Here is an 18,228-nt window from a genome sequence, read left to right on the forward strand (position 1 = left end):
AGTGCATGCGGGGATCCCCGGCAGGAAACAGCGCCCTGTTTTTCCAGCTCAAGACGCTCTTCCGCGAAGAGGTGTTTTTATGGCGGTTGCGATGGAGGATATCATACTTGCATAAGTATGATGTTGGCGCTTCGGCCGGCAAAGGCGGGCCTAAAACCGACCGAGGAGCTTTATTTCCCGGACGAGTTCAAATCCGAATTTTTCGCGGACGGCGGCGATCATTTTTTCGGTGAGGTTGAAGACATCGGAGGCGGTTGCCTCGGGATCGGCGATGATGATGTTGGCGTGTTTTTCGAACAGGTGTGCTCCGCCAACCCGGAAATCCTTGGCGCCGGCCTCTTCCAGGAACCAACCGGCCGCCTGGCGACGTTCGGCGGCGGAGGTGGGTTCCACATTGCGGAAGACGCTTCCTGCGCATGGCATGGATTTCCAGTCGGGGTGTTTCGAACGCCGTAGCTCCATGATGCGTTCGCGTTCGTTTTGCATCGTTTCGAGGTCGGCCGGTTTGAGTTTCAGTACGGCATCGAGGATTATGGCGCCGGTCTGCTTCAGCATGGAGGAGCGATATTCGAATTGGAGTTTTTCGGCCTCCACCTCCCGCACTTCGCCCGTTGGCTCCATTAGGCGCACCGACTCCACCACATCGCCGATCTGCTGCCCAAACGCCCCGGCATTGCCGGCAATGGCACCGCCGATCGTTCCGGGAATACCGCTGCAGTAGGAGATGTCGCCCAGCCCACGCCCGATGGCCAAACGGGCAAGGTCGTCGAGCAAGGTGTTGCCGGAAACGCGGACGCGGCATCCCATGAATTCCACGGATGGATTCGTTTCGGAACAATAGCGTAGCACCACCGAATCGAGTCCTTCGTCGGAGACCAGCAGGTTCGAACCCTGCCCGATTACGATGAAAGGGATGATTTCTGCGGCCAGCAACCCGGCGGCCGATGCGAGGCATTCCGGGGACGGGCATTCAACCAGGGCCGGGCAGGTTCCCCCCAACCGGAAGGTGGTGTAGTCGCCCAGGCGGGCGTTTTCCAAGAGGCGGACTTCGGATGGGAGTTGGTGGATAATGGATTCTATGATCATGGATTCTTTCGCAAATTTCTCGCCATGCTAATCATCGCCCCGCTAATTTCCAACCACTGGAGATGAAAAAGTTAATATCCATCCTCTGCATTTTGGTTTCCCTCGCCGCGGGGGGGCAGGTCGGCACAACAAGCTTTGTTGCCTTCGATGTCGAAACCACCGGGTTCAGCCCGGCCTCGGAACGCATCGTGGAAATCGGCGCGGTTAAATATTTGGACGGCCAAATCATCCAGTCCACGCACTGGCTGATCAATCCCGGCATGCCCATCAAGAATTCCCATGTGCATGGCATTACCGATGAAATGGTTGCCGGTTGTCCGGGCTTTTCCGAGACCTATCGAGAATTCCAGGATTTCGTGGGGAACGGGGTCTTGATTGCGCACAACGCCTCGTTCGATGTCCGCTTCATGACCGCCGAGATCAAGCGCAACCAGCTGGTGCCCCTGCCCAACCCCACCCTCAACTCGCTCACGTTGTTTCGCCGTTGGTTTCCCGATGCCCCGTCGCACAAGCTTGGGGAACTGGCCAAGCATCTGGGCATTCCGGTCTCGGTCGCGCATCGGGCGGAGGACGATTCCGCCACGCTGCTGCATATCCTGAAGCGCGGCATCGAGGCCCGGCCCTCGGTTACCCTGGAGCAAATCAAAACCACGGCCAATGGCACCTACCATTTTGATGGGAGCAGAAAAAAATGATCCGCGAAATCACATCTTCCACCAATCCATTGGTTAAGGAGCTACGTGCGTTGGCCTCGTCGAAAAAGGCGCGGCAGGAGAGCGGCACCTTCATCATTGAGGGATGGCGCGGCATCAAAACCCTGCTGGAGCACGAGAGCCGGGGCTATACCCTGGAGCAGCTCGTGGTTTCTTCCGGCTGGGATTCGACAGCGCAACTTCCAGAAGCCATCGAAACGATTCAATTGCCGGAGCATCTGTTCGAAAAGGTATCGGACGTCCGCAACGCGCAGGGCATTCTTGGTGTTGTCCGCCACACCCCCTATCCGTTCGAGTTTTTCCCGGACACCGGGAACTATCTGCTGCTCGACAACCTGCGGGATCCCGGCAACCTTGGAACCCTCATCCGTTCCGCCGTCGGTGCAGGGTTCGACGGCATCCTGCTTTACGGCGACTGCGTCGAGCCATTCAACCCCAAGGTGATCCGCTCCACGATGGGCACGTTTGCCTTTTCAAACCTGTGGCACATTGGCGATAAAGAGGTTTCCGAGTTGCTGGAGCATGGCTACGACCTGTGCGTGACGACCGGTCTGGGCGGCAACAGCCTTTACGAAACGGCGTTCGGCAGAAAAAACGTATTGGTCATCGGTTCCGAAGCCCACGGTGTATCCGGCAACCTGATGCAGCGAGCCACCCGAAAAATCACGATCCCCCTGGCCAAGGAGTGCGAATCACTCAACGCCGCCATTGCGGGCAGCGTTTGCATGTTTCACCTGCGGAACGCCTAATCGAAGAGCCGGTCCATGGTCTTCAGCGATTCCGGTGCCGACAGGATTTCAACGTGGTCGGCATCGATGCCCACCACGCGGGTTGCCCCAGCCTGTATTCGGGAGCTGAGCTGGGAACGAAGGGTCACGACGCCATCGTTGTTGACGTGCTTCATGGCGAGGGTAGCCTTGCCGCGGTAGGCGAAGAAGAGATGATGCCCGGTTTCCGCCGGCAAGGGCTGTTCCTCCAAATTCCGCAGGAACGCGCTTCCGGGCACCATGTCGTACCAGCAAGGAACAACGTCGGGGGCATAGCGCACGCCGGCCCTGGCCCCGGAATGGCCTTCCCAGGGCGTGGCGAATGTAACGAACATCGGGATCCGTGCACGGTTGCTCAGCCGCGCGTAGTGCTGGACCATGGAGCGCGCCACCAGGCCGCCCATGCTGTGGCCCACCACATGGATTTGCCCAAACCCATGCTTCAGCCGGAGCTCGTCGATAAATCCGGCATAGCCCTTACCCAGTGTGTCGAGTCGCATGCCGGAGGGATAGAAGGCGAGCCACGGCTGGTATTTTTCCGGATCCAGGTTTTCAACCACGGGTTTCCAGATTCCGGGGTGCCCGCTGGAACCATGGATGAACAAGACCGGAATCTTTTCCGGAGCGTAGGGTTCCAGGAAATAGACCTTAATGCCGAACTGTTCAATGAACCGCACCGGCGTCCAAAGGCCGAGCGAACCATTGGCATCGGTAAACAAAGGATTATCCATGGTCGTCAATTCGCCGAGTTGGCTGTTGCGCAGGGCAAACTTGGCATCGACCTCCTCCCGGGGAGTCTGCTTCACATGGGACGGAATCTTGGCCTGGCCGGGCGGCAGCAGGCGGAGTTCAAGCCCATCGGTGGTTGAGTCGGCAGAAAGGTCGATCGCTTTTCCGTTCCCGAATATCCCGGCATATTCCGTTTCCTGATAGCGGCCGTCTTCGTTGGCGTCGGCGTAGGCCATCAGGTAGTAGCGACCGGAGTCGCGCATGAATGAAAACTCCATGCCGCACCTGGAAAGCCAATAGCCACTCGTTCCGGACTCGTCCAGTGCCCACAAGACAACAACGACGCTATCGGTGACCGGATGATCGCAGACCACCGTGCCGCCAATCGTCCGCTGCTGCTCCAGCATATTCAAATCCTGCTTGAGCTTTAGTAGTGTGCACCCGTTGAGCAACAGCATGAGTGCGGCCAACCCAAGATAGGAATGCTTCATTTTCGACCTCATTGGTTTCGATATTCCGATGGCGAACAGTTGAATTGCTTGCGGAAGACCCGGGAAAAATAGAGTGGATCGTCGTAGCCGACCGCGAGCGCGATCTCTGCCACGGGATGGTTGGGCTTGGCCTTGAGCCGGGCGGCGGCGAGATCCAGCCGATAGGTCACCTGGTATTGCTTGAAGCTGCGCCCCGTCACCTTCTTGAACAACCGCGAAACGGTCGATGGACTGCGCCCCACCATTTTGGAGGCCAGTTCCAGCGTTAATTCCTGATTCGGCGCGTCCTGGATGTGCTCGATGACCGGTTGGATCAGGTCGTAATCCTTGTGGTGGATCAGTTGGTTGCTGATAATGAATTCCATGAGCAGTTGAAACATGGAGAGGAGGGTTTCGATCTTTTCCTCGCGATAAACCGGCGTCTTTTCATATTCGGCCTGCAGCGCGTCATCGCCATGTTCGTCCCGCCATTTCGAGGCATAGGGCGAGATGGGCGGTGCCTTGGCCTGGCTACGGAATTGGCCGGGCATGACAAACCCAACCAACTCCTCGTCAACAAACAAAGGAACCACCGCCTCCGTCATGCCGGCGTGGCAGGTGTAGGTTACCATTTCCCCCTTCCCCAGCGCCGCCTGCATCATTTCGTGGTCGAGGTCGCGACATTTCGAATCAAGGCCCAGCGTTTCCCGCAACATGATGCAGTGCGGGCAATTGGGGCGGCCGACCGAGTCGGGGTAGATCAATTTTCCATCGGGCCCAAAGAGGGAAATCCGGATGTCGTGCAGCTCGGTATAGAGATCGAATATCTCCGATACCTTTTGGCTTATGGTGTGGTGCATGGACTCTAGCATGTGGACAAAAAATCACATTCTGCGCGATTTGTCCATGCCTTTGCCGGTTTATACTATGGTAAGGATTTGCTCTTCCCCCTATATTTTCAGACTCATAAACCAGACCAAGGAGGAACCAACCCATGTACGATGAGAAAGTAACAGCAGAAGCCATCGCCAAGCACACCGAAACCTATGGCACCGAGCCAACCACCGTTTCCTATGCCCCAGGCCGAATCGAAGTGCTGGGCAACCACACCGACTATAACGAAGGCACCACCTTTTCCTGTGCCATCAACATGGGCCACTGCTTCTGCATCTCCAAGTCGGATAAACCGGGCATCCGCCTGACCGCCGCCGACATCATGGTAACCACGGAGTTCGATCCCTCCACCCCCGAACCGCTGGAGAAAAAAGTCCAGTGGGCCAACTATGTGAAGGGCGTCATCCACTATCTCCGCGGATTCGGGGTCGAGGTGGACGGCATCGACTGCACGTTCCTGGGTTCCATCCCGATGGGCGCCGGCCTTTCGAGCTCCGCCGCGCTTGAAGTCGCCACCGCCTATGCGGTCCTGAGCTACGCCGGAAAGGAAATCGACAAGATCGACATCGCCAAGATCGGCCAGCGCGCCGAACACGAATTCGCCGGTTGTAGCTGCGGCCTGCTGGACCAGTTTTCCAGCATCTACGGCATCCACCACGGCCTCATCCACTCCGACTTCCGGACGCTTGAAACCTTCCCGGTCAAGCTGCCCGACGATGTCGTGTTCCTGATGATCAACCCGCATGTGAAACATGCCCTGGCGGAATCGCCCTACAACGCCCGCCGAATGAGCTGCGAAAAAGCCGCCACCGAACTGAACCAGCTGGTCGACTACGACGTGAAGGCCCTGCGCGACATCAAGTTCGAGGATTTCGAAGCCAACAAGGGCAAGATCGATGCGGAAGCCGCCCAACGCGCCACGCACGTGGTGGGCGAAATCCATCGCGTTGAGGAAGGCGTTAAACTGCTGGAAGAAGGCAAGCTCGAAGCCTTCGGCCAGTTCCTCTTCGATTCGCACGAAACATCCATGACCGCGTTTGAAAACTCGTGCGATGAACTGGATATTGTCGTGGCCGCCGCCCGCGAAGCCGGCGCACTCGGCGCCCGCCTCTCCGGCGGAGGCTGGGGCGGAAGCGCCGTTGCCCTGGTGCATCAGGCCGATGCCGATGCCATCTGCGAAAAGATCATCGAAATCAGCAAGACGAAGGGTCTTGAACCGACTGCGGAAATCATTATTCCTTCCGCCGGTGCAATGGTTGTTAAATAACTCAATATGACGATGGGGGCGTGGCAACCACGCCTCACGAAAGGAATTCCCATGAAAGTATTTGTTGCCGGCGGTGCCGGGTACATTGGCAGCGTAACCACCGAAATGCTCTGCGACGAAGGGCACGATGTTGTTGTGTTCGACAACCTCGAACGCGGCCACCAGGCCGCCATCGACCCACGCGCCAAGTTTGTGCAGGGCGACCTGCGCTACAAGGAAGACATCAAAAGCGCCCTGCTGGCCGAACGCCCGGATGCCGTCATCCATTTCGCGGCCTATATCGAAGTCGGCGAATCCATGGTTGACCCGATGCCCTTCTACGAAAACAACGTGAGCGGCTCGCTCAACCTGATGCATGCAATGATCCAGGCCGGTTGCAAGAAGCTGATCTTTTCCTCCACCTGCGCCACCTACGGCACCCCGGAACGCATCCCGATGGACGAGACCCTGCCGCAAAAGCCGGAATCGGTCTACGGCGATTCCAAGTTGCTATGCGAACACATGTTCAAATGGGGACAGGAGATCCACGGGGTCGAGTGCGTGTTCCTGCGCTACTTCAATGCGTGCGGCGCCACTGCCAAGTATGGCGAAGCGCACAACCCGGAAAGCCACCTGATCCCGCTCGTGCTCCAGGTGCCGCAGGGCAAGCGCGAAAAAATCTTCATCTTCGGCGAAGACTACGAAACGCGCGACGGCACCTGCGTGCGCGACTACATCCACATCAAGGATCTGGCCCAGGCGCACATTCTTGCGCTCAAGCCCGGCATGGGCGGTGCGTTCAATCTCGGCAATGGCGACGGCTACACCGTGAAGGAAGTCATCGATGTTTGCCGCGAGGTTACCGGGCATCCGATTCCGGCGGAAGTCCAGCCGCGCCGCGCCGGCGACTGCACCGCGCTTGTGGCCGACGCCACCAAGGCCAAGACCGTTCTTGGCTGGGATCCGCAGCATGCCGACCTGAAGGAAATCGTGCAAAGCGCCTGGGATTGGCACCAGGCCCACCCGAACGGCTACGAAGACTAGAGAGGTCGGAAAGTCAAACGGCAAGAATCGCCCCGCCTTGTGCGGGGCTTTTTTGTGCTACAACCCTTTCAGCGATGCAACATCGATGCCGCTGGGTTGCTGGTAGACCCGAAGTTCGAATTCGGGGATGGCGGCCAGGATGTGGTCGAAGATGTCGGACTGGATGCCCTCGTAGTTGACCCAGTTTTTGTCGGCGCTGAAGACATAGATTTCGATCGGCAGGCCTTGCGGGGTGGGTTGGAGGTGGCGCACGAGGAAGGTCATGCCTTTGTGGATCTTCGGGTTGTCGTGCAGGTAGTTGACGAGATAGGCGCGGAAAATGCCCAGGTTGGTTTGGCGGCGCCCATTGACGACGGTTGCCGAAAGATCCATGTTGCGTTCGCTGTTCTCGGCATCGATGGCCTGCTGGGTCTTTTCGACGTAGTCCTTGAGCAGCTCCATTTTGCGGAACCTTTCCAGCAGCTTTTCGTCGGCGAACTTGACGGTATTCATGTCGATGCAGATGGAGCGCTTGATGCGCCGTCCGCCCGACTCGCTCATGCCGCGCCAGTTTTTGAAGGAATCGGAGATGAGCGCGTAGGTCGGGATCGTGGTGATGGTCTTGTCCCAGTTGCGCACCTTGACGGTGTTGACGGCCACTTCGATAACGTCGCCGTCGGCGCCATACTTCGGCATCTCGATCCAGTCGCCCTCGCGCACCATGTCGTTCGCGCCCAGCTGGATGCCGGCCACGAAGCCGAGGATGGTATCCTTGAACACGAGCATGGTGACGGCCGTGAGACCGCCCATCAATCCAAACAGGTTCCAGGGGGATTTGTTGAGCAGTACGGAAATGATGAAGATGCCGGCAAAGAGATAGACGATGATCAGCAGGGCCTGGAACAACGGGCGGATCGGTTTCCGGTGGGAATCCGTGTCGGCATGGTAGACGGTCGAGATCGAATTGAGGAAGGCCTCGACCGTGCGGGCGCCAATGAGAATGATGATGGCAAAAACAATCCGCTTGAGCACAATCAATTGCCCCGGGGCCAAACGATCGATGCAGATGAGGATGAAGGTTAGCGGAATCAGACGGAGGATGCGGTGGAACATGCGCGAATCCATCAAGGCATCGTCCCACTTGTTCGAGGTTTTGAGCGTGACCCGATGGATGAGCTTCAGCAGATAGGTGCGCAATACCCAATAGACCAAGTAGGCCCCCGCCACAACCAGCGTGGCCAATGCCATGATCGCCAGCTTGTCCGCCACCTCCGCGGCCACTCCCATCGACACCAATGTTTCGTGGATCCAGTTTTCCATATGCATGGTTCCTTGTTAAAACACCTGACTTTAGCGGCTCATGTCCGAAATTGCATCAGCATATCGTTGATTCATTACCCCCTTGAACGGCACAGTCCACTTTTAAGGAAAAGGAAACAGGCAACATATGAACAAAATCATCGCGCTTCTCACCACGCTAACCTGCTGCGCCCTTGCAGAGGACAAGCCGAAACCCACCCGCGTTGTCCCCTATAAGGAAACGCCGCAGGGCGAGCTCCACCTACACCTCTTCAATCCGGTCCAGCACAATGCCCAGGCCCAGCGTCCGGCCATCGTATTCTTTTTTGGCGGAGGCTGGAACAGTGGCACTCCCTCGCAGTTCTACCCGCAGGCGGCGCATCTGGCCAGCCGTGGCATGGTGGCCATCTGCGCCGAATACCGAACCAAAAAACAACATGGCACCGACCCGCGCGCCTGCGTCATGGATGCAAAGTCGGCCATGCGCTGGGTTCGGAGGAATGCCGGGAAACTCGGAATCGATCCCAACCGCATTGCGGCCGGGGGCGGCTCCGCGGGCGGACACCTCGCGGCAGCAACCGCAACGGTAACCGAATTCAACGAACCCGACGAAAACACCTCCGTCAGTTGTGTTCCGCAGGCACTCGCCCTTTTCAACCCGGTCTTCGATAACTCGGAAAAAGGCTATGGCCATGATCGCGTGAAGGACTATTGGCAGGACTTTTCCCCCATGCACAACCTCAAGAAAGGCGCTCCGCCCACCATCGTCTTTCTTGGCACCAAGGACGATCTCATTCCCGTGGCGACCGCCCAGGAATATAAAAAGATCATGCAAGCCAATGGCGACCGCTGCGACCTGCATCTCTACCCAGACCAGGCCCACGGATTCTTCAACAAGGCCAAATACAACGAGACGCTCAACGAGACCGATAAATTTTTCGTCTCCCTCAAATGGCTGGAACCAGCCAACAAAAAATAGAGCACCCGAAGCCGTCTCCGCCTCCCGGTTTCCAACTCGGAAGGCATTCGGTTTGCCTCGGTCGTTGGTCTCGTCTAGATTCTTCTGGTTGCATAGGAGAATCAAAGATGAGCCAACCGGAAAAGATATTGATCATCCGCCTGAAATCCATTGGCGATGTGGTGCTGACGCTGCCCGGCGTCCATGCCGTGCGCAAGAATTTCCCCGATGCGCACATCACCTATCTGGTCTGCAAATCAATCGCTCCTTTGCTTGAAGGCTTCGGCGACATCAACGCCGTCATAGCGGTCGACCGCGCCGCATTGCGGAACCCGCTCAAGGCCCTGCCGGTGTTGGTTTCGCTGCTCCGGCGCCTGCGCTCCGAAAAATTCTCACTCGTGATCGATTTCCATGGCTATGGCGAAACCGCATTGATGGCGTGGTTTTCGGGGGCCCCGAAGCGCTGGGGTTCGGTCTATCGCAAAAGCCGGAAATGGGCCTATACGCATGGTGCATGGCGTAACGACAATTTCCATATGGCCGCCTGGAACCTGGAAATGTTGCGCCAATGCGGGCTCGAGACCAGCAATCCGCAAAACCAACTCGTTGTTCCTCCCGCCGCGCTGGAAGCCGCAAAGGCACTCTACGGGGAAAACAAACTTGATCCGGAAAAACCCACGCTCTACATCATGCCGTTCACCAGTGCACTGGAAAAAAACTGGCCGCTGGAAAAATACCTGTCTGTGGCCGGGCATTGGCGTTCCCGCGGGGTTCAAATTGTGTTTGGCGGAGGCCCCGCCGACCTTCCCGCACTGGAGCGCGTACGCGAGCAGGGTTTCGCCGTGATTGCCGCCGCCCCCTTCCTGGTCACGGCCGGAATCATGCAACTTTCAACACTGGTGCTCGGTGGCGACACGGGCATCCTCCATCTCGGTATTGCAACGGGGAAGCATGCCCTGATGCTCATCAAGCATTGCTCGCCCGGCCGGGCGGATCCCTTCCTGCACAAGGACTGGGCGATTGATCCAACCGGGTTCGATAGTTTTGCGGATATCCCCGTGGAGACCGTCATCGGAAAATGTGCCGAAGCATTGTCCGTCTGATGCACCCCGGGCGAAGCGGGTTCATCCCCGGGCGGATTTGCGGTACTTCGCCGGCGTGATGCCCATCCACTTGCGGAACTGCTTGATGAAATAGGACTGGTCGCCGAAGCCGGTTTCGTAGGCAATGTCGGTACAACTCATATCGCTCTTTTCCAGCAGTCGGCGCGCTTCCTGGATCCGCAGGTAGTGAACGTTCTGCAAGGCGGTCTTGCCGGTCGCCTCCTTCAAGAGGTGGGCAATCCGGAACGTGCTCAACCCGGCGGCCTCGGCAATTGCCTCCAGCGAGATCGGCTCGGTATAATTTGCGGCGATATAATCGAGCGCCTTGCCGACCGCCGGACTGACGGGATTGACGCCCTGCAGGAAAATGCTGTTCATGAAGTCGTCGAGGGCGTCGCTGAGGACATTGCACAGGTCGTCGAAATCCTGGGTTTCCACAATTTGTTCAATCCAGGTCATATGCCGCTCCAGCAAGGGTTCCGCCAAAGGGCTGTCCTCCACCGCCGTTCGGACAAGATAGCCCATCATCTCAATGGCACGGGCGCGGACAACCACCGGCTTCGGCGAATAGAGGAACATGGCGGCCAGCATCTTGTTGAACATCTTGCGCGCCCCGGCCCGGTCGCCAACCCGGATGAGCGAGAGCAGGATGCGCTCATCGTCGTAGGGATAGGCCCGGTTCTGCTCGACCTTCCGCTGGTGGATCTCCTCGGCAATCTGGCGCTGCTGGAGCATTTGGTCGCGGTTGCGCTTCAGGGCGAGCGGATTCCACCCGCTGTATTGGTAGAACGATGCGTAGAGGTTGTCGACGACCTCGCGCACCCGCGCCTGATCAAACACCTCGAGCCCTTGGACAAAGGCCAGGGCATCGTTGCGGCGAGCCCCCTCGCCCACAAAATAGTTCACCGAGGTGTTGATGCTCTGCGGATCGTCCTCCAGCAGGATGCACCCCCCGCACAAGCCCCCTCTTAGATCGGTGCCTTCCACCAGAGGGACAATCCAGCTCATGATGCCCGGCGCAACAAAGAAAACATGCGGCTCCCCCCAGCGTACGGCTTCGTTGAGGTTATGCCACCTCAGGTGGCACATGGCCGGTAGATTTTCGACGGGACTCGTGGTGGCCGGAAGCGCAATCCGACCCTCGCAATCCGACAGGCAGAGGTCGAGACCGCACTGGTTCCGGTAATCCTTCGCCACAGAAGCAAACATTCTTTTCGACAAGATCGACATAGGATGAACACCAAAACCCTTCCAGATCAGCGTGAAAACCAGTTTCTACACTCTCTTCCAGCAAGAATGCAACATACAACCGAAAAACTTTCCTATCCCCCGAAAGGTCGCTACACTACCTTCAGTTTAATAACCAAAGGATCAAGGGAGACGGAACATGCCGCATTCAAACATCAACGGTCGCGAAGTCGCGGACAAGCTGCTCGAACAAATCCGCAAGGATGTTGTTGCCCTAAAAAAGGAAAACTGGTTCCCCAAACTCGTTTCAATCAAGGTGGGGCAAAACGACTCGGTCGACCTCTACATCCGCAACCAGAAACGCAACGCCGAAAAGGTGGACATCGAATTCGTGGAGCGCCACTATCCTGCCGACATCTCGCTCGAGGAAGTAACCGCCGCGATCATGCATTTGAATGTCGACCCCTCCGTCACCGGCATCATTCTCCAGCGTCCCGTCCCCGAACACATTCCAATCAAGGCCTTGCAGGAAACCATCCACCCCATGAAGGATGTCGAGGGTATGCACCCCCGCTCCATCGGCAACATTGTCTACGGCGATCTAATGCTCGGCCCATGCACTGCCGTGGCATCCGTTGAACTTCTGAAAAGCACCGGACTCAAACTCGAAGGTCTTGAGGCTTGCGTGATCGGCCATTCCGAGATTGTCGGAAAACCCATTGCCTTCCTATTGATGGCCGAAGGCGCAACCGTGACCGTCTGCCACCATATGACCCGCGAAGTGACCGTGCACTCCCGCCGCGCCGATGCGGTCTTTGTGGCCGTTGGCAAGGCCGGCCTGCTCACCGGCGACATGATCAAACCCGGAGCCGTGGTCATTGATATCGGCATCAACGTGATCGAAACCGAGGACGGAAAATCCAAGGTGGTGGGCGATGCCGACTATGAATCCTGCCTGAAAACCGCAGGATGGATCACGCCCGTCCCGGGCGGAGTTGGCCCCGTAACGCTGGCCACGCTGATGCGCAACACCGTCACCGCCGCCCAGCGCCTGCAGGAACACTACCATCTCCACTTCCGTGGCGGAGCTCCCGTCGAACGGCAATATCGCCCCATCTAACACCGCACACCGATTCAAGCCCCCATTATGTTTGCACGGGATTTCCCAGCGCAAATGCGCGCCCCGGAAACGTTGCGGCGCATTACATTCCCATTGGTTTTGTGCCCATGTTTAGCCCCTCCCGTTCCGGACGGAAAAAGTGACGGCCGTCACTTTTTCCGTCCGGATGTGGGGTTGGCCATTTATTCCAAACGGCAATATCGTCCCTATCTAAGCTCCGAATCGGCTGATTATTTGCTCTTAAGCGATCTGATATAGCAATATCCGACCATTTTAATCAGCTATGTTGCTATCCGGGATTGGGCGTTCCGTGCCAACCTTTTCCAACATTGGAAAAGGCGAATGGCATGAAACGACTTAAAGACAGCTTGGCAGACAGCAGTTCCTTCACCGTGATCGCGGAGCTCACTTCGGGGGCGGGTTGCAGCATGGAACCGATCTTCGCGTTCCTTGAAGCGCATAAGGCTTCGGGAGGGAGCGAGATTCCCGACGGATTCGACTTTGCGGGCATTGCCCTGCCCCAGAATCCAGGCGGGGTGTCGAATCTCGATCCCTCGGACGTGCTTGCGCAACTGGCCCCCACCGACCTGCTGGACAACCTCGACTTTATTCCGCACATGAGTTGCAAGGATCACAACAAGGCGGCGCTCAACTCCGCCCTGGTCGGCTACCGGCAGCGCGGCGTCCAAAGCGTACTGGCGCTGACCGGCGACAAGCCGGTTTCCTCGAAGGGCGTTTTCGAACTTGAAGCCGTCGGCCTTTTGCAACTGGTTTCCGAAACCAACCGCAACGAGTTGCTCAAAGGCAGTCATGCCGACCCCGCCCGGGCTCGTCCGTTTTTTGCCGGCGCGGCGGTTTCGCCGTTCAAGTACACCGAGCCCTCGCAAATGCAGCAATATTTCAAGTTGGAAAAAAAGGTGGCCAGCGGTGCCCGCTATTTCATCTCCCAAGTGGGTTGGGACTGGAAAAAGTCTCGCGAGCTAAAGTGCTACATGGAGGATGTCGGCCTGAATGTTCCGGTGCTCGGCAACGCCTACTTCCTCACCACCACCAATGCCGCCCCGCGCTTGATGAACACCGGGAAACTACCCGGATGCTTTGTGAGCAATGCATTGCTTGCGCAACTGCAATCCGAAAACCTCGATGGGCACATCGACCGCTGCGCGCAACAGGTGGCCATGTACAAGACCATGGGGTATGCCGGCATCGACCTTGGTGGTGTACACGACCATGCCACATTCATTCGCATTCTGCGGCGTGCCGCCGAGGTAGGCGATGGGTGGGTCGAGTTCCGCGACAACCTTTGCTGGCCTCCGGAACAGGCCTTCTACCTCTACAATGAGGAAGGCATCCGCACCACGCTTGCCCCCGGAAAGCCGACGTTGCACGATCGATGCTTCGACTTCATGCACAGCGCCCTGCTCGACCCCGGACACAAGGGGTTCCATGCCTTCAGGAAAATGCTGGGCAAGGGCAATCCGAATGGGCTCGCCTGCAAGTCCGTGTTCGCCATGGAACGCGCCATTAAACATGCGGCCTTCGATTGCGAGGAGTGTGGCGACTGCCACCTGTTCGAAAACTTTGGCTACTGCACCATGGGCGGTTGCGCCAAGGGGTTGGCGAACGCCCCATGCGGCGACGCGAATGTGGACGGCACCTGCGGCAACGAGGAGGGTTTGGTCTGCCGCGGTGAACAGATCTACCGCGCCGCGAAGGCGCATCCGGGCGGGCTCGACCGCCTTCGCAAAACCATCAACAATCCGCGCAACCCCTCGCTTGAACACACCTCTTCAATCCTTAACTATCTATTCGGAAGGGACCACACCATGAAAAACGCAATCATCACCATAGGCGAAGACATCCACGCCTCCATCCCGAAACACGGCGCGGTCATGCGCGAGCTGCACGCCCTCGGCGAAGGCGCCTACGAAAACGCGAGTCCGCAGCTCGACTACATGCGGGCGCTCGTGGAAAACCAGGCTACGGAGGGCGCCGATTATATCGCCATCAACGTCGATGATTTCGGCGACACCGACCCCGCGCTTGCGGCGAAGATCATGGTGGAATACGTCAAGCTCGTCCGCCAATGGGGCAAGGGTGTTCCGGCCTGCATCGACAGCTCCGACGACAACGTCCTGATCGCGGGCCTCAAGGCGTGGTACAACACGACCGATCCCGTGAAGCCCCCGCTGGTCAACTCGATCAAGACCTACACCGCCGACCACATGATGCCGTTGAGAAAAGAATACGGTTTTTCCTTCATCGGAATGCTTATTGATGAAGATTCCGCCAACGCCGGCACCGCGCAGTCCGTCGAGGATCTCGTTGGCCTGGCAAAGGAAATCTTCGGCAAGGCGATGCAGGCCGGATTCAAGCCGGATGAGATCTTTTTCGATACCACCGTCTTTCCGCTTGCCATCGACATGCCGATGATGCCGGGTGTTGCGGGCTATACCTACCGCGCATTCGAAACCATCAAGGCCATCAAGGCCGATCCGGGCATGAAGGGCGTGCATTTTTCCATGGGGGTAAGCAACTGCTGCCGCGACCTCCCCGGGCGAAAGATCGGCATCTGCCGGGCCTATGTGGAGAAAGCGATGGAATGCGGCCTCGATGCCGGCATCGTCAACGCCGCCCACAAATACGGCACCACGCCTGCCGATCCGAAGCTGGTCGAGCTGGTCTCCGCCTATGCCGCCATGGACGGCGACATGGACAAGACCAACGATGCTGTTGAGCTCATGGGCGAGTTTTGCGATAGTTTGAGGAAATAGATTTTTTTAGGGGAGTTCCGATGACAGATGAAACCAACGATGCCTATGTGCCGTCGCAGATGGCGAAACGTGCCGAGGCTTCGGCCATCCGCAAGGCCAACCGCGATATGGTCAGTGCCTTTTTCCTTGCGGTGCAGGCCGGTTCGTTCATTGCATTCGGTGCGGCGTTTTTCACGCACGTCGTTCACGATATGGAGCTGGGGGTTGGCCTCACAAAACTGATCGGCGGCATGACCTTCTCGCTCGGCCTGATCCTCGTCATTATTGCGGGGGCCGACCTGTTTACCGGCGACACGCTGGTGGTGATGGGTTGCTTTACCGGCAAGGTGAAGGTGGGCAAGATGCTGAAGGGATGGCTGTTTGTCTTTCTTGGAAACCTCGCCGGGGCGCTGGCCATCCTGCTACTGGTGCATTTCAGCGGCCACTGGCTGGGCAACGGCGGCGCGGTCGGCGCCAAGGCGCTGTCCATTGCCAACGCCAAGGTGAACCTCACCTTTGTGCAGGCGTTTGCCAGCGGAATGCTTTGCAACATTCTCGTCTGCCTGGCGATCTGGCTCTGCTACAGTAGCCGCTCCGTCGCCGACAAGATCCTTTCGATCATTTTCCCGATCACCGCCTTTGTTGCCATGGGCTTCGAGCACTCGATCGCCAATATGTATTTCATCCCCGCCGGCCTGATGCTCAAGAGCAATCCGAACATCGTCGGCCTGCTGGGCGGCGCCGACCTAACCCACCTGACCATGCAAGGGTTCCTGCTCGGGAACCTGCTTCCGGTCACCCTCGGCAATATGATCGGCGGGGCGATCTTTGTGGGAACCATCTATTGGATCCTCTATCTTCGCAAACCGACCGACTGATATTTCCACCACAGAGAGCACCGAGCCACAGAGTTTTTAAATTTCCGCTCCGTGCCTCCGTGCCTCCGTGGTAAAAAAGCTCTTTTCAAAAGGAGAACCATTCATGAAACTAGACCCGACCCAGATGGCCGACTGGCAAATTGCCGAGGCGGCAGAACAAAACATTAAACCCATCCAGGAAATTGCAGCCAAACTCGGACTGCAGGAAGGCGAGCTGATCCCCATGGGACGCAATGTCGCCAAGATCGACTACAACACGACCTGGAACCGCGTGAAGGATCTTGTTCCGGGAAAGTATGTCGATGTAACCGCCATCAGCCCCACCCCGCTCGGCGAAGGAAAGACCACCACAACTATGGGGTTGGTGGAAGGCCTGGCCAAGATTGGAAAGAAACCCGTCGGCGCCATCCGGCAGCCTAGCGGCGGCCCGACCTTCAACATCAAGGGCTCCGCCGCCGGCGGAGGCCTGGCGCAGTGCATCCCGCTGGCCCCCTTCTCGCTGGGTCTCACCGGCGATATCGATGCCATCACCAACGCGCATAACCTCTGCATGGTGGCGCTCACCGCCCGTATGCAGCACGAAAACAACTACGACGACGAGCGCCTGGCCCAAATCGGGATCCCTCGCCTTGATATCGATCCCGATCGCGTGCAGATGAAATGGGCCATGGATTTTTGTGCGCAATCGCTGCGCAATATTACCATCGGCAAGGGAGGCCCTATGGACGGCTACGAAATGGAATCGGGATTCCAGATCACGGTCTCCAGCGAAATCATGGCCATCCTTGCCGTCGCCAGCAGCCTCAGGGATCTACGCGAACGCATCGGCCGGATGGTCGTGGCCTACAGCCGCTCCGGCGCGGAAGTCACCACCGCCGACCTCGAAGTCGATGGCGCCATGACGGCCATTATGCTCGAGGCCATCAACCCCACCCTGGTGCAGACCATCGAAGGCAATCCGGTGTTGGTGCATGCCGGCCCGTTTGCCAACATTGCCATTGGCCAGAGTTCGGTGATTGCCGACATGCTGGGAACACGCATGGGCGATTATCTCATCACCGAGAGTGGCTTTGGCGCCGACATTGGCTATGAAAAATTCTGGAACCTCAAGTGCCGTTATTCCGGACTCAAGCCCGATGCGGTCGTGATTGTTGCCACCGTACGCGCGCTCAAGATGCACGGCGGCGGTCCGGAGGTTAAACCGGGCAAACCACTCGATGCGGCCTATACCGACGAAGACCTCGAGCTGCTCGAGGCTGGATGCTCCAACCTGATTGCCCATATCGAGATCGTGAAGAAGAGCGGCGCCACCCCCGTGGTTTGCATCAATGGTTTTTACACCGACACACCGGCCGAGCACGAGCTGGTTCGCAAAATCTCCGAGGCCAACGGTGCGCGTTGCGCGGTTTCCGAGCATTGGCTCAAGGGCGGTGAAGGGGCGGTTGAGTTGGCGCAAGCCGTGGTGGCCGCCTGCGAAGAAGAGCATGCCTTTGCCCATCTCTACAACCTCGACCTTCCACTCAAGGATCGAGTTGAAAAGATTGCCACCGAAATCTATGGCGCGGACGGCGTGGAGTGGTCGGACGAAGCCGAAGAAAAGATCAATCTCTTCCAGGCCGATCCGGATGTCTCGAAAATGGGCATGTGCATGGTGAAGACCCATCTGAGTCTGTCGCACGATCCCGACCTCAAGGGCGCGCCCAAGGGATGGATCCTGCCGATCCGCGATGTGCTCATCTATAAGGGCGCCGGGTTCGTGGTGCCGGTTGCCGGTGCGATCAAACTGCTTCCGGGCACCGGATCCAATCCGGGGTTCCGCAAAATCGACGTCGATGTCGATACAGGAAAGGTGACAGGATTGTTTTAATTTACCGGCGCAGGGCATCTGCCTAAACCCGACGTTTTAAGCCATTTATGAGTAGTTTATTTCGTGGGAATATAAGGCGGGATGTCAATTACAGCAAGATCGTTCCATGTTTTAGCGCAATCGTTCTATTCTCC

Annotated in this window: 15 protein-coding genes; 10 read left to right on the forward strand and 5 right to left on the reverse strand. The window is 57.8% G+C overall.

What is annotated here, in order from left to right; translation table 11 throughout:
• Nucleotides 1-150: 150 nt before the first annotated feature.
• Nucleotides 151-1,086: a UDP-N-acetylmuramate dehydrogenase gene (gene murB / locus E9954_RS06995; RefSeq protein ID WP_136078492.1), complete on the reverse strand. Its 936-nt coding sequence runs from the start codon at nucleotides 1,084-1,086 to the stop codon at nucleotides 151-153.
• Nucleotides 1,087-1,148: 62 nt separating this feature from the next.
• Between murB and E9954_RS07000 the strand changes: the two genes are divergently transcribed.
• On the forward strand, nucleotides 1,149-1,781 hold the full coding sequence (locus E9954_RS07000) for a 3'-5' exonuclease (RefSeq protein ID WP_136078493.1): 633 nt from the start codon (nucleotides 1,149-1,151) through the stop codon (nucleotides 1,779-1,781).
• Entirely contained in the window at nucleotides 1,778-2,548 is a 771-nt protein-coding gene (locus tag E9954_RS07005) for a TrmH family RNA methyltransferase (protein WP_136078494.1), read from the forward strand. The genes E9954_RS07000 and E9954_RS07005 overlap by 4 nt, the downstream gene beginning before the upstream one ends.
• On the opposite strand, the gene E9954_RS07010 is transcribed toward E9954_RS07005, so the two are convergent.
• Together E9954_RS07010 and E9954_RS07015 are read right to left on the reverse strand one after the other, a co-directional pair.
• Nucleotides 2,545-3,786, reverse strand: coding sequence for an esterase/lipase family protein (locus tag E9954_RS07010; protein WP_168442047.1), 1,242 nt, complete (start codon nucleotides 3,784-3,786; stop codon nucleotides 2,545-2,547). The genes E9954_RS07005 and E9954_RS07010 overlap by 4 nt on opposite strands.
• A gap of 8 nt (nucleotides 3,787-3,794) precedes the next feature.
• Nucleotides 3,795-4,625 (reverse strand): helix-turn-helix transcriptional regulator, encoded by an 831-nt coding sequence (locus tag E9954_RS07015; RefSeq protein ID WP_168442048.1) that lies wholly within the window; start codon nucleotides 4,623-4,625, stop codon nucleotides 3,795-3,797.
• 134 nt (nucleotides 4,626-4,759) lie between these two features.
• Here E9954_RS07015 and galK point away from each other — a divergent pair, with 134 nt between their 5' ends.
• Entirely contained in the window at nucleotides 4,760-5,926 is a 1,167-nt protein-coding gene (gene galK, locus E9954_RS07020) for a galactokinase (protein WP_136078497.1), read from the forward strand.
• Between the two features lie 51 nt (nucleotides 5,927-5,977).
• A complete protein-coding gene (gene galE / locus E9954_RS07025) occupies nucleotides 5,978-6,949 on the forward strand; it encodes a UDP-glucose 4-epimerase GalE (protein ID WP_136078498.1) in 972 nt (323 codons plus the stop codon).
• A 57-nt stretch (nucleotides 6,950-7,006) separates the two neighbouring features.
• On the opposite strand, the gene E9954_RS07030 is transcribed toward galE, so the two are convergent.
• On the reverse strand, nucleotides 7,007-8,248 hold the full coding sequence (locus E9954_RS07030; protein WP_136078499.1) for a mechanosensitive ion channel family protein: 1,242 nt from the start codon (nucleotides 8,246-8,248) through the stop codon (nucleotides 7,007-7,009).
• Between the two features lie 127 nt (nucleotides 8,249-8,375).
• On the opposite strand from E9954_RS07030, the gene E9954_RS07035 reads away from it, so the two are divergent.
• Both E9954_RS07035 and E9954_RS07040 read left to right on the forward strand, forming a co-directional pair.
• The gene (locus E9954_RS07035; protein WP_136078500.1) at nucleotides 8,376-9,206 is read left to right on the forward strand and encodes an alpha/beta hydrolase; all 831 of its coding nucleotides are present in this window, start codon (nucleotides 8,376-8,378) and stop codon (nucleotides 9,204-9,206) included.
• 107 nt (nucleotides 9,207-9,313) lie between these two features.
• Nucleotides 9,314-10,288: a glycosyltransferase family 9 protein gene (locus E9954_RS07040; RefSeq protein WP_168442049.1), complete on the forward strand. Its 975-nt coding sequence runs from the start codon at nucleotides 9,314-9,316 to the stop codon at nucleotides 10,286-10,288.
• Between the two features lie 21 nt (nucleotides 10,289-10,309).
• On the opposite strand, the gene E9954_RS07045 is transcribed toward E9954_RS07040, so the two are convergent.
• Complete coding sequence (locus E9954_RS07045) at nucleotides 10,310-11,518, reverse strand: helix-turn-helix domain-containing protein (protein ID WP_136078502.1); 1,209 nt, start codon at nucleotides 11,516-11,518, stop codon at nucleotides 10,310-10,312.
• A gap of 157 nt (nucleotides 11,519-11,675) precedes the next feature.
• Here E9954_RS07045 and E9954_RS07050 point away from each other — a divergent pair, with 157 nt between their 5' ends.
• The 4 genes from E9954_RS07050 (at nucleotide 11,676) to E9954_RS07065 (ending at nucleotide 18,094) form a co-directional block, all read left to right on the forward strand.
• Nucleotides 11,676-12,596, forward strand: a complete 921-nt coding sequence (locus E9954_RS07050; RefSeq protein ID WP_136078503.1) for a bifunctional 5,10-methylenetetrahydrofolate dehydrogenase/5,10-methenyltetrahydrofolate cyclohydrolase — start codon at nucleotides 11,676-11,678, stop codon at nucleotides 12,594-12,596.
• Nucleotides 12,597-12,943: 347 nt separating this feature from the next.
• Nucleotides 12,944-15,370 (forward strand): methylenetetrahydrofolate reductase C-terminal domain-containing protein, encoded by a 2,427-nt coding sequence (locus tag E9954_RS07055; protein WP_136078504.1) that lies wholly within the window; start codon nucleotides 12,944-12,946, stop codon nucleotides 15,368-15,370.
• Nucleotides 15,371-15,390: 20 nt separating this feature from the next.
• Complete coding sequence (locus tag E9954_RS07060) at nucleotides 15,391-16,227, forward strand: formate/nitrite transporter family protein (RefSeq protein ID WP_136078505.1); 837 nt, start codon at nucleotides 15,391-15,393, stop codon at nucleotides 16,225-16,227.
• Between the two features lie 103 nt (nucleotides 16,228-16,330).
• Nucleotides 16,331-18,094 (forward strand): formate--tetrahydrofolate ligase, encoded by a 1,764-nt coding sequence (locus E9954_RS07065; RefSeq protein ID WP_136078506.1) that lies wholly within the window; start codon nucleotides 16,331-16,333, stop codon nucleotides 18,092-18,094.
• Nucleotides 18,095-18,228: the final 134 nt, after the last annotated feature.

Origin of the sequence: Pontiella desulfatans, from assembly GCF_900890425.1 — a bacterium.
GTDB lineage: Bacteria > Verrucomicrobiota > Kiritimatiellia > Kiritimatiellales > Pontiellaceae > Pontiella > Pontiella desulfatans.

What these genes read in the sequence shown, in the direction of transcription:
- murB (WP_136078492.1), bottom strand. Translation starts at nt 1,086, where the DNA reads ATGATCATAGAATCCATTATCCACCAACTCCCATCCGAAGTCCGCCTC.
- E9954_RS07000 (WP_136078493.1), top strand. Translation starts at nt 1,149, where the DNA reads ATGAAAAAGTTAATATCCATCCTCTGCATTTTGGTTTCCCTCGCCGCG.
- E9954_RS07005 (WP_136078494.1), top strand. Translation starts at nt 1,778, where the DNA reads ATGATCCGCGAAATCACATCTTCCACCAATCCATTGGTTAAGGAGCTA.
- E9954_RS07010 (WP_168442047.1), bottom strand. Translation starts at nt 3,786, where the DNA reads ATGAAGCATTCCTATCTTGGGTTGGCCGCACTCATGCTGTTGCTCAAC.
- E9954_RS07015 (WP_168442048.1), bottom strand. Translation starts at nt 4,625, where the DNA reads ATGCACCACACCATAAGCCAAAAGGTATCGGAGATATTCGATCTCTAT.
- galK (WP_136078497.1), top strand. Translation starts at nt 4,760, where the DNA reads ATGTACGATGAGAAAGTAACAGCAGAAGCCATCGCCAAGCACACCGAA.
- galE (WP_136078498.1), top strand. Translation starts at nt 5,978, where the DNA reads ATGAAAGTATTTGTTGCCGGCGGTGCCGGGTACATTGGCAGCGTAACC.
- E9954_RS07030 (WP_136078499.1), bottom strand. Translation starts at nt 8,248, where the DNA reads ATGGAAAACTGGATCCACGAAACATTGGTGTCGATGGGAGTGGCCGCG.
- E9954_RS07035 (WP_136078500.1), top strand. Translation starts at nt 8,376, where the DNA reads ATGAACAAAATCATCGCGCTTCTCACCACGCTAACCTGCTGCGCCCTT.
- E9954_RS07040 (WP_168442049.1), top strand. Translation starts at nt 9,314, where the DNA reads ATGAGCCAACCGGAAAAGATATTGATCATCCGCCTGAAATCCATTGGC.
- E9954_RS07045 (WP_136078502.1), bottom strand. Translation starts at nt 11,518, where the DNA reads ATGTCGATCTTGTCGAAAAGAATGTTTGCTTCTGTGGCGAAGGATTAC.
- E9954_RS07050 (WP_136078503.1), top strand. Translation starts at nt 11,676, where the DNA reads ATGCCGCATTCAAACATCAACGGTCGCGAAGTCGCGGACAAGCTGCTC.
- E9954_RS07055 (WP_136078504.1), top strand. Translation starts at nt 12,944, where the DNA reads ATGAAACGACTTAAAGACAGCTTGGCAGACAGCAGTTCCTTCACCGTG.
- E9954_RS07060 (WP_136078505.1), top strand. Translation starts at nt 15,391, where the DNA reads ATGACAGATGAAACCAACGATGCCTATGTGCCGTCGCAGATGGCGAAA.
- E9954_RS07065 (WP_136078506.1), top strand. Translation starts at nt 16,331, where the DNA reads ATGAAACTAGACCCGACCCAGATGGCCGACTGGCAAATTGCCGAGGCG.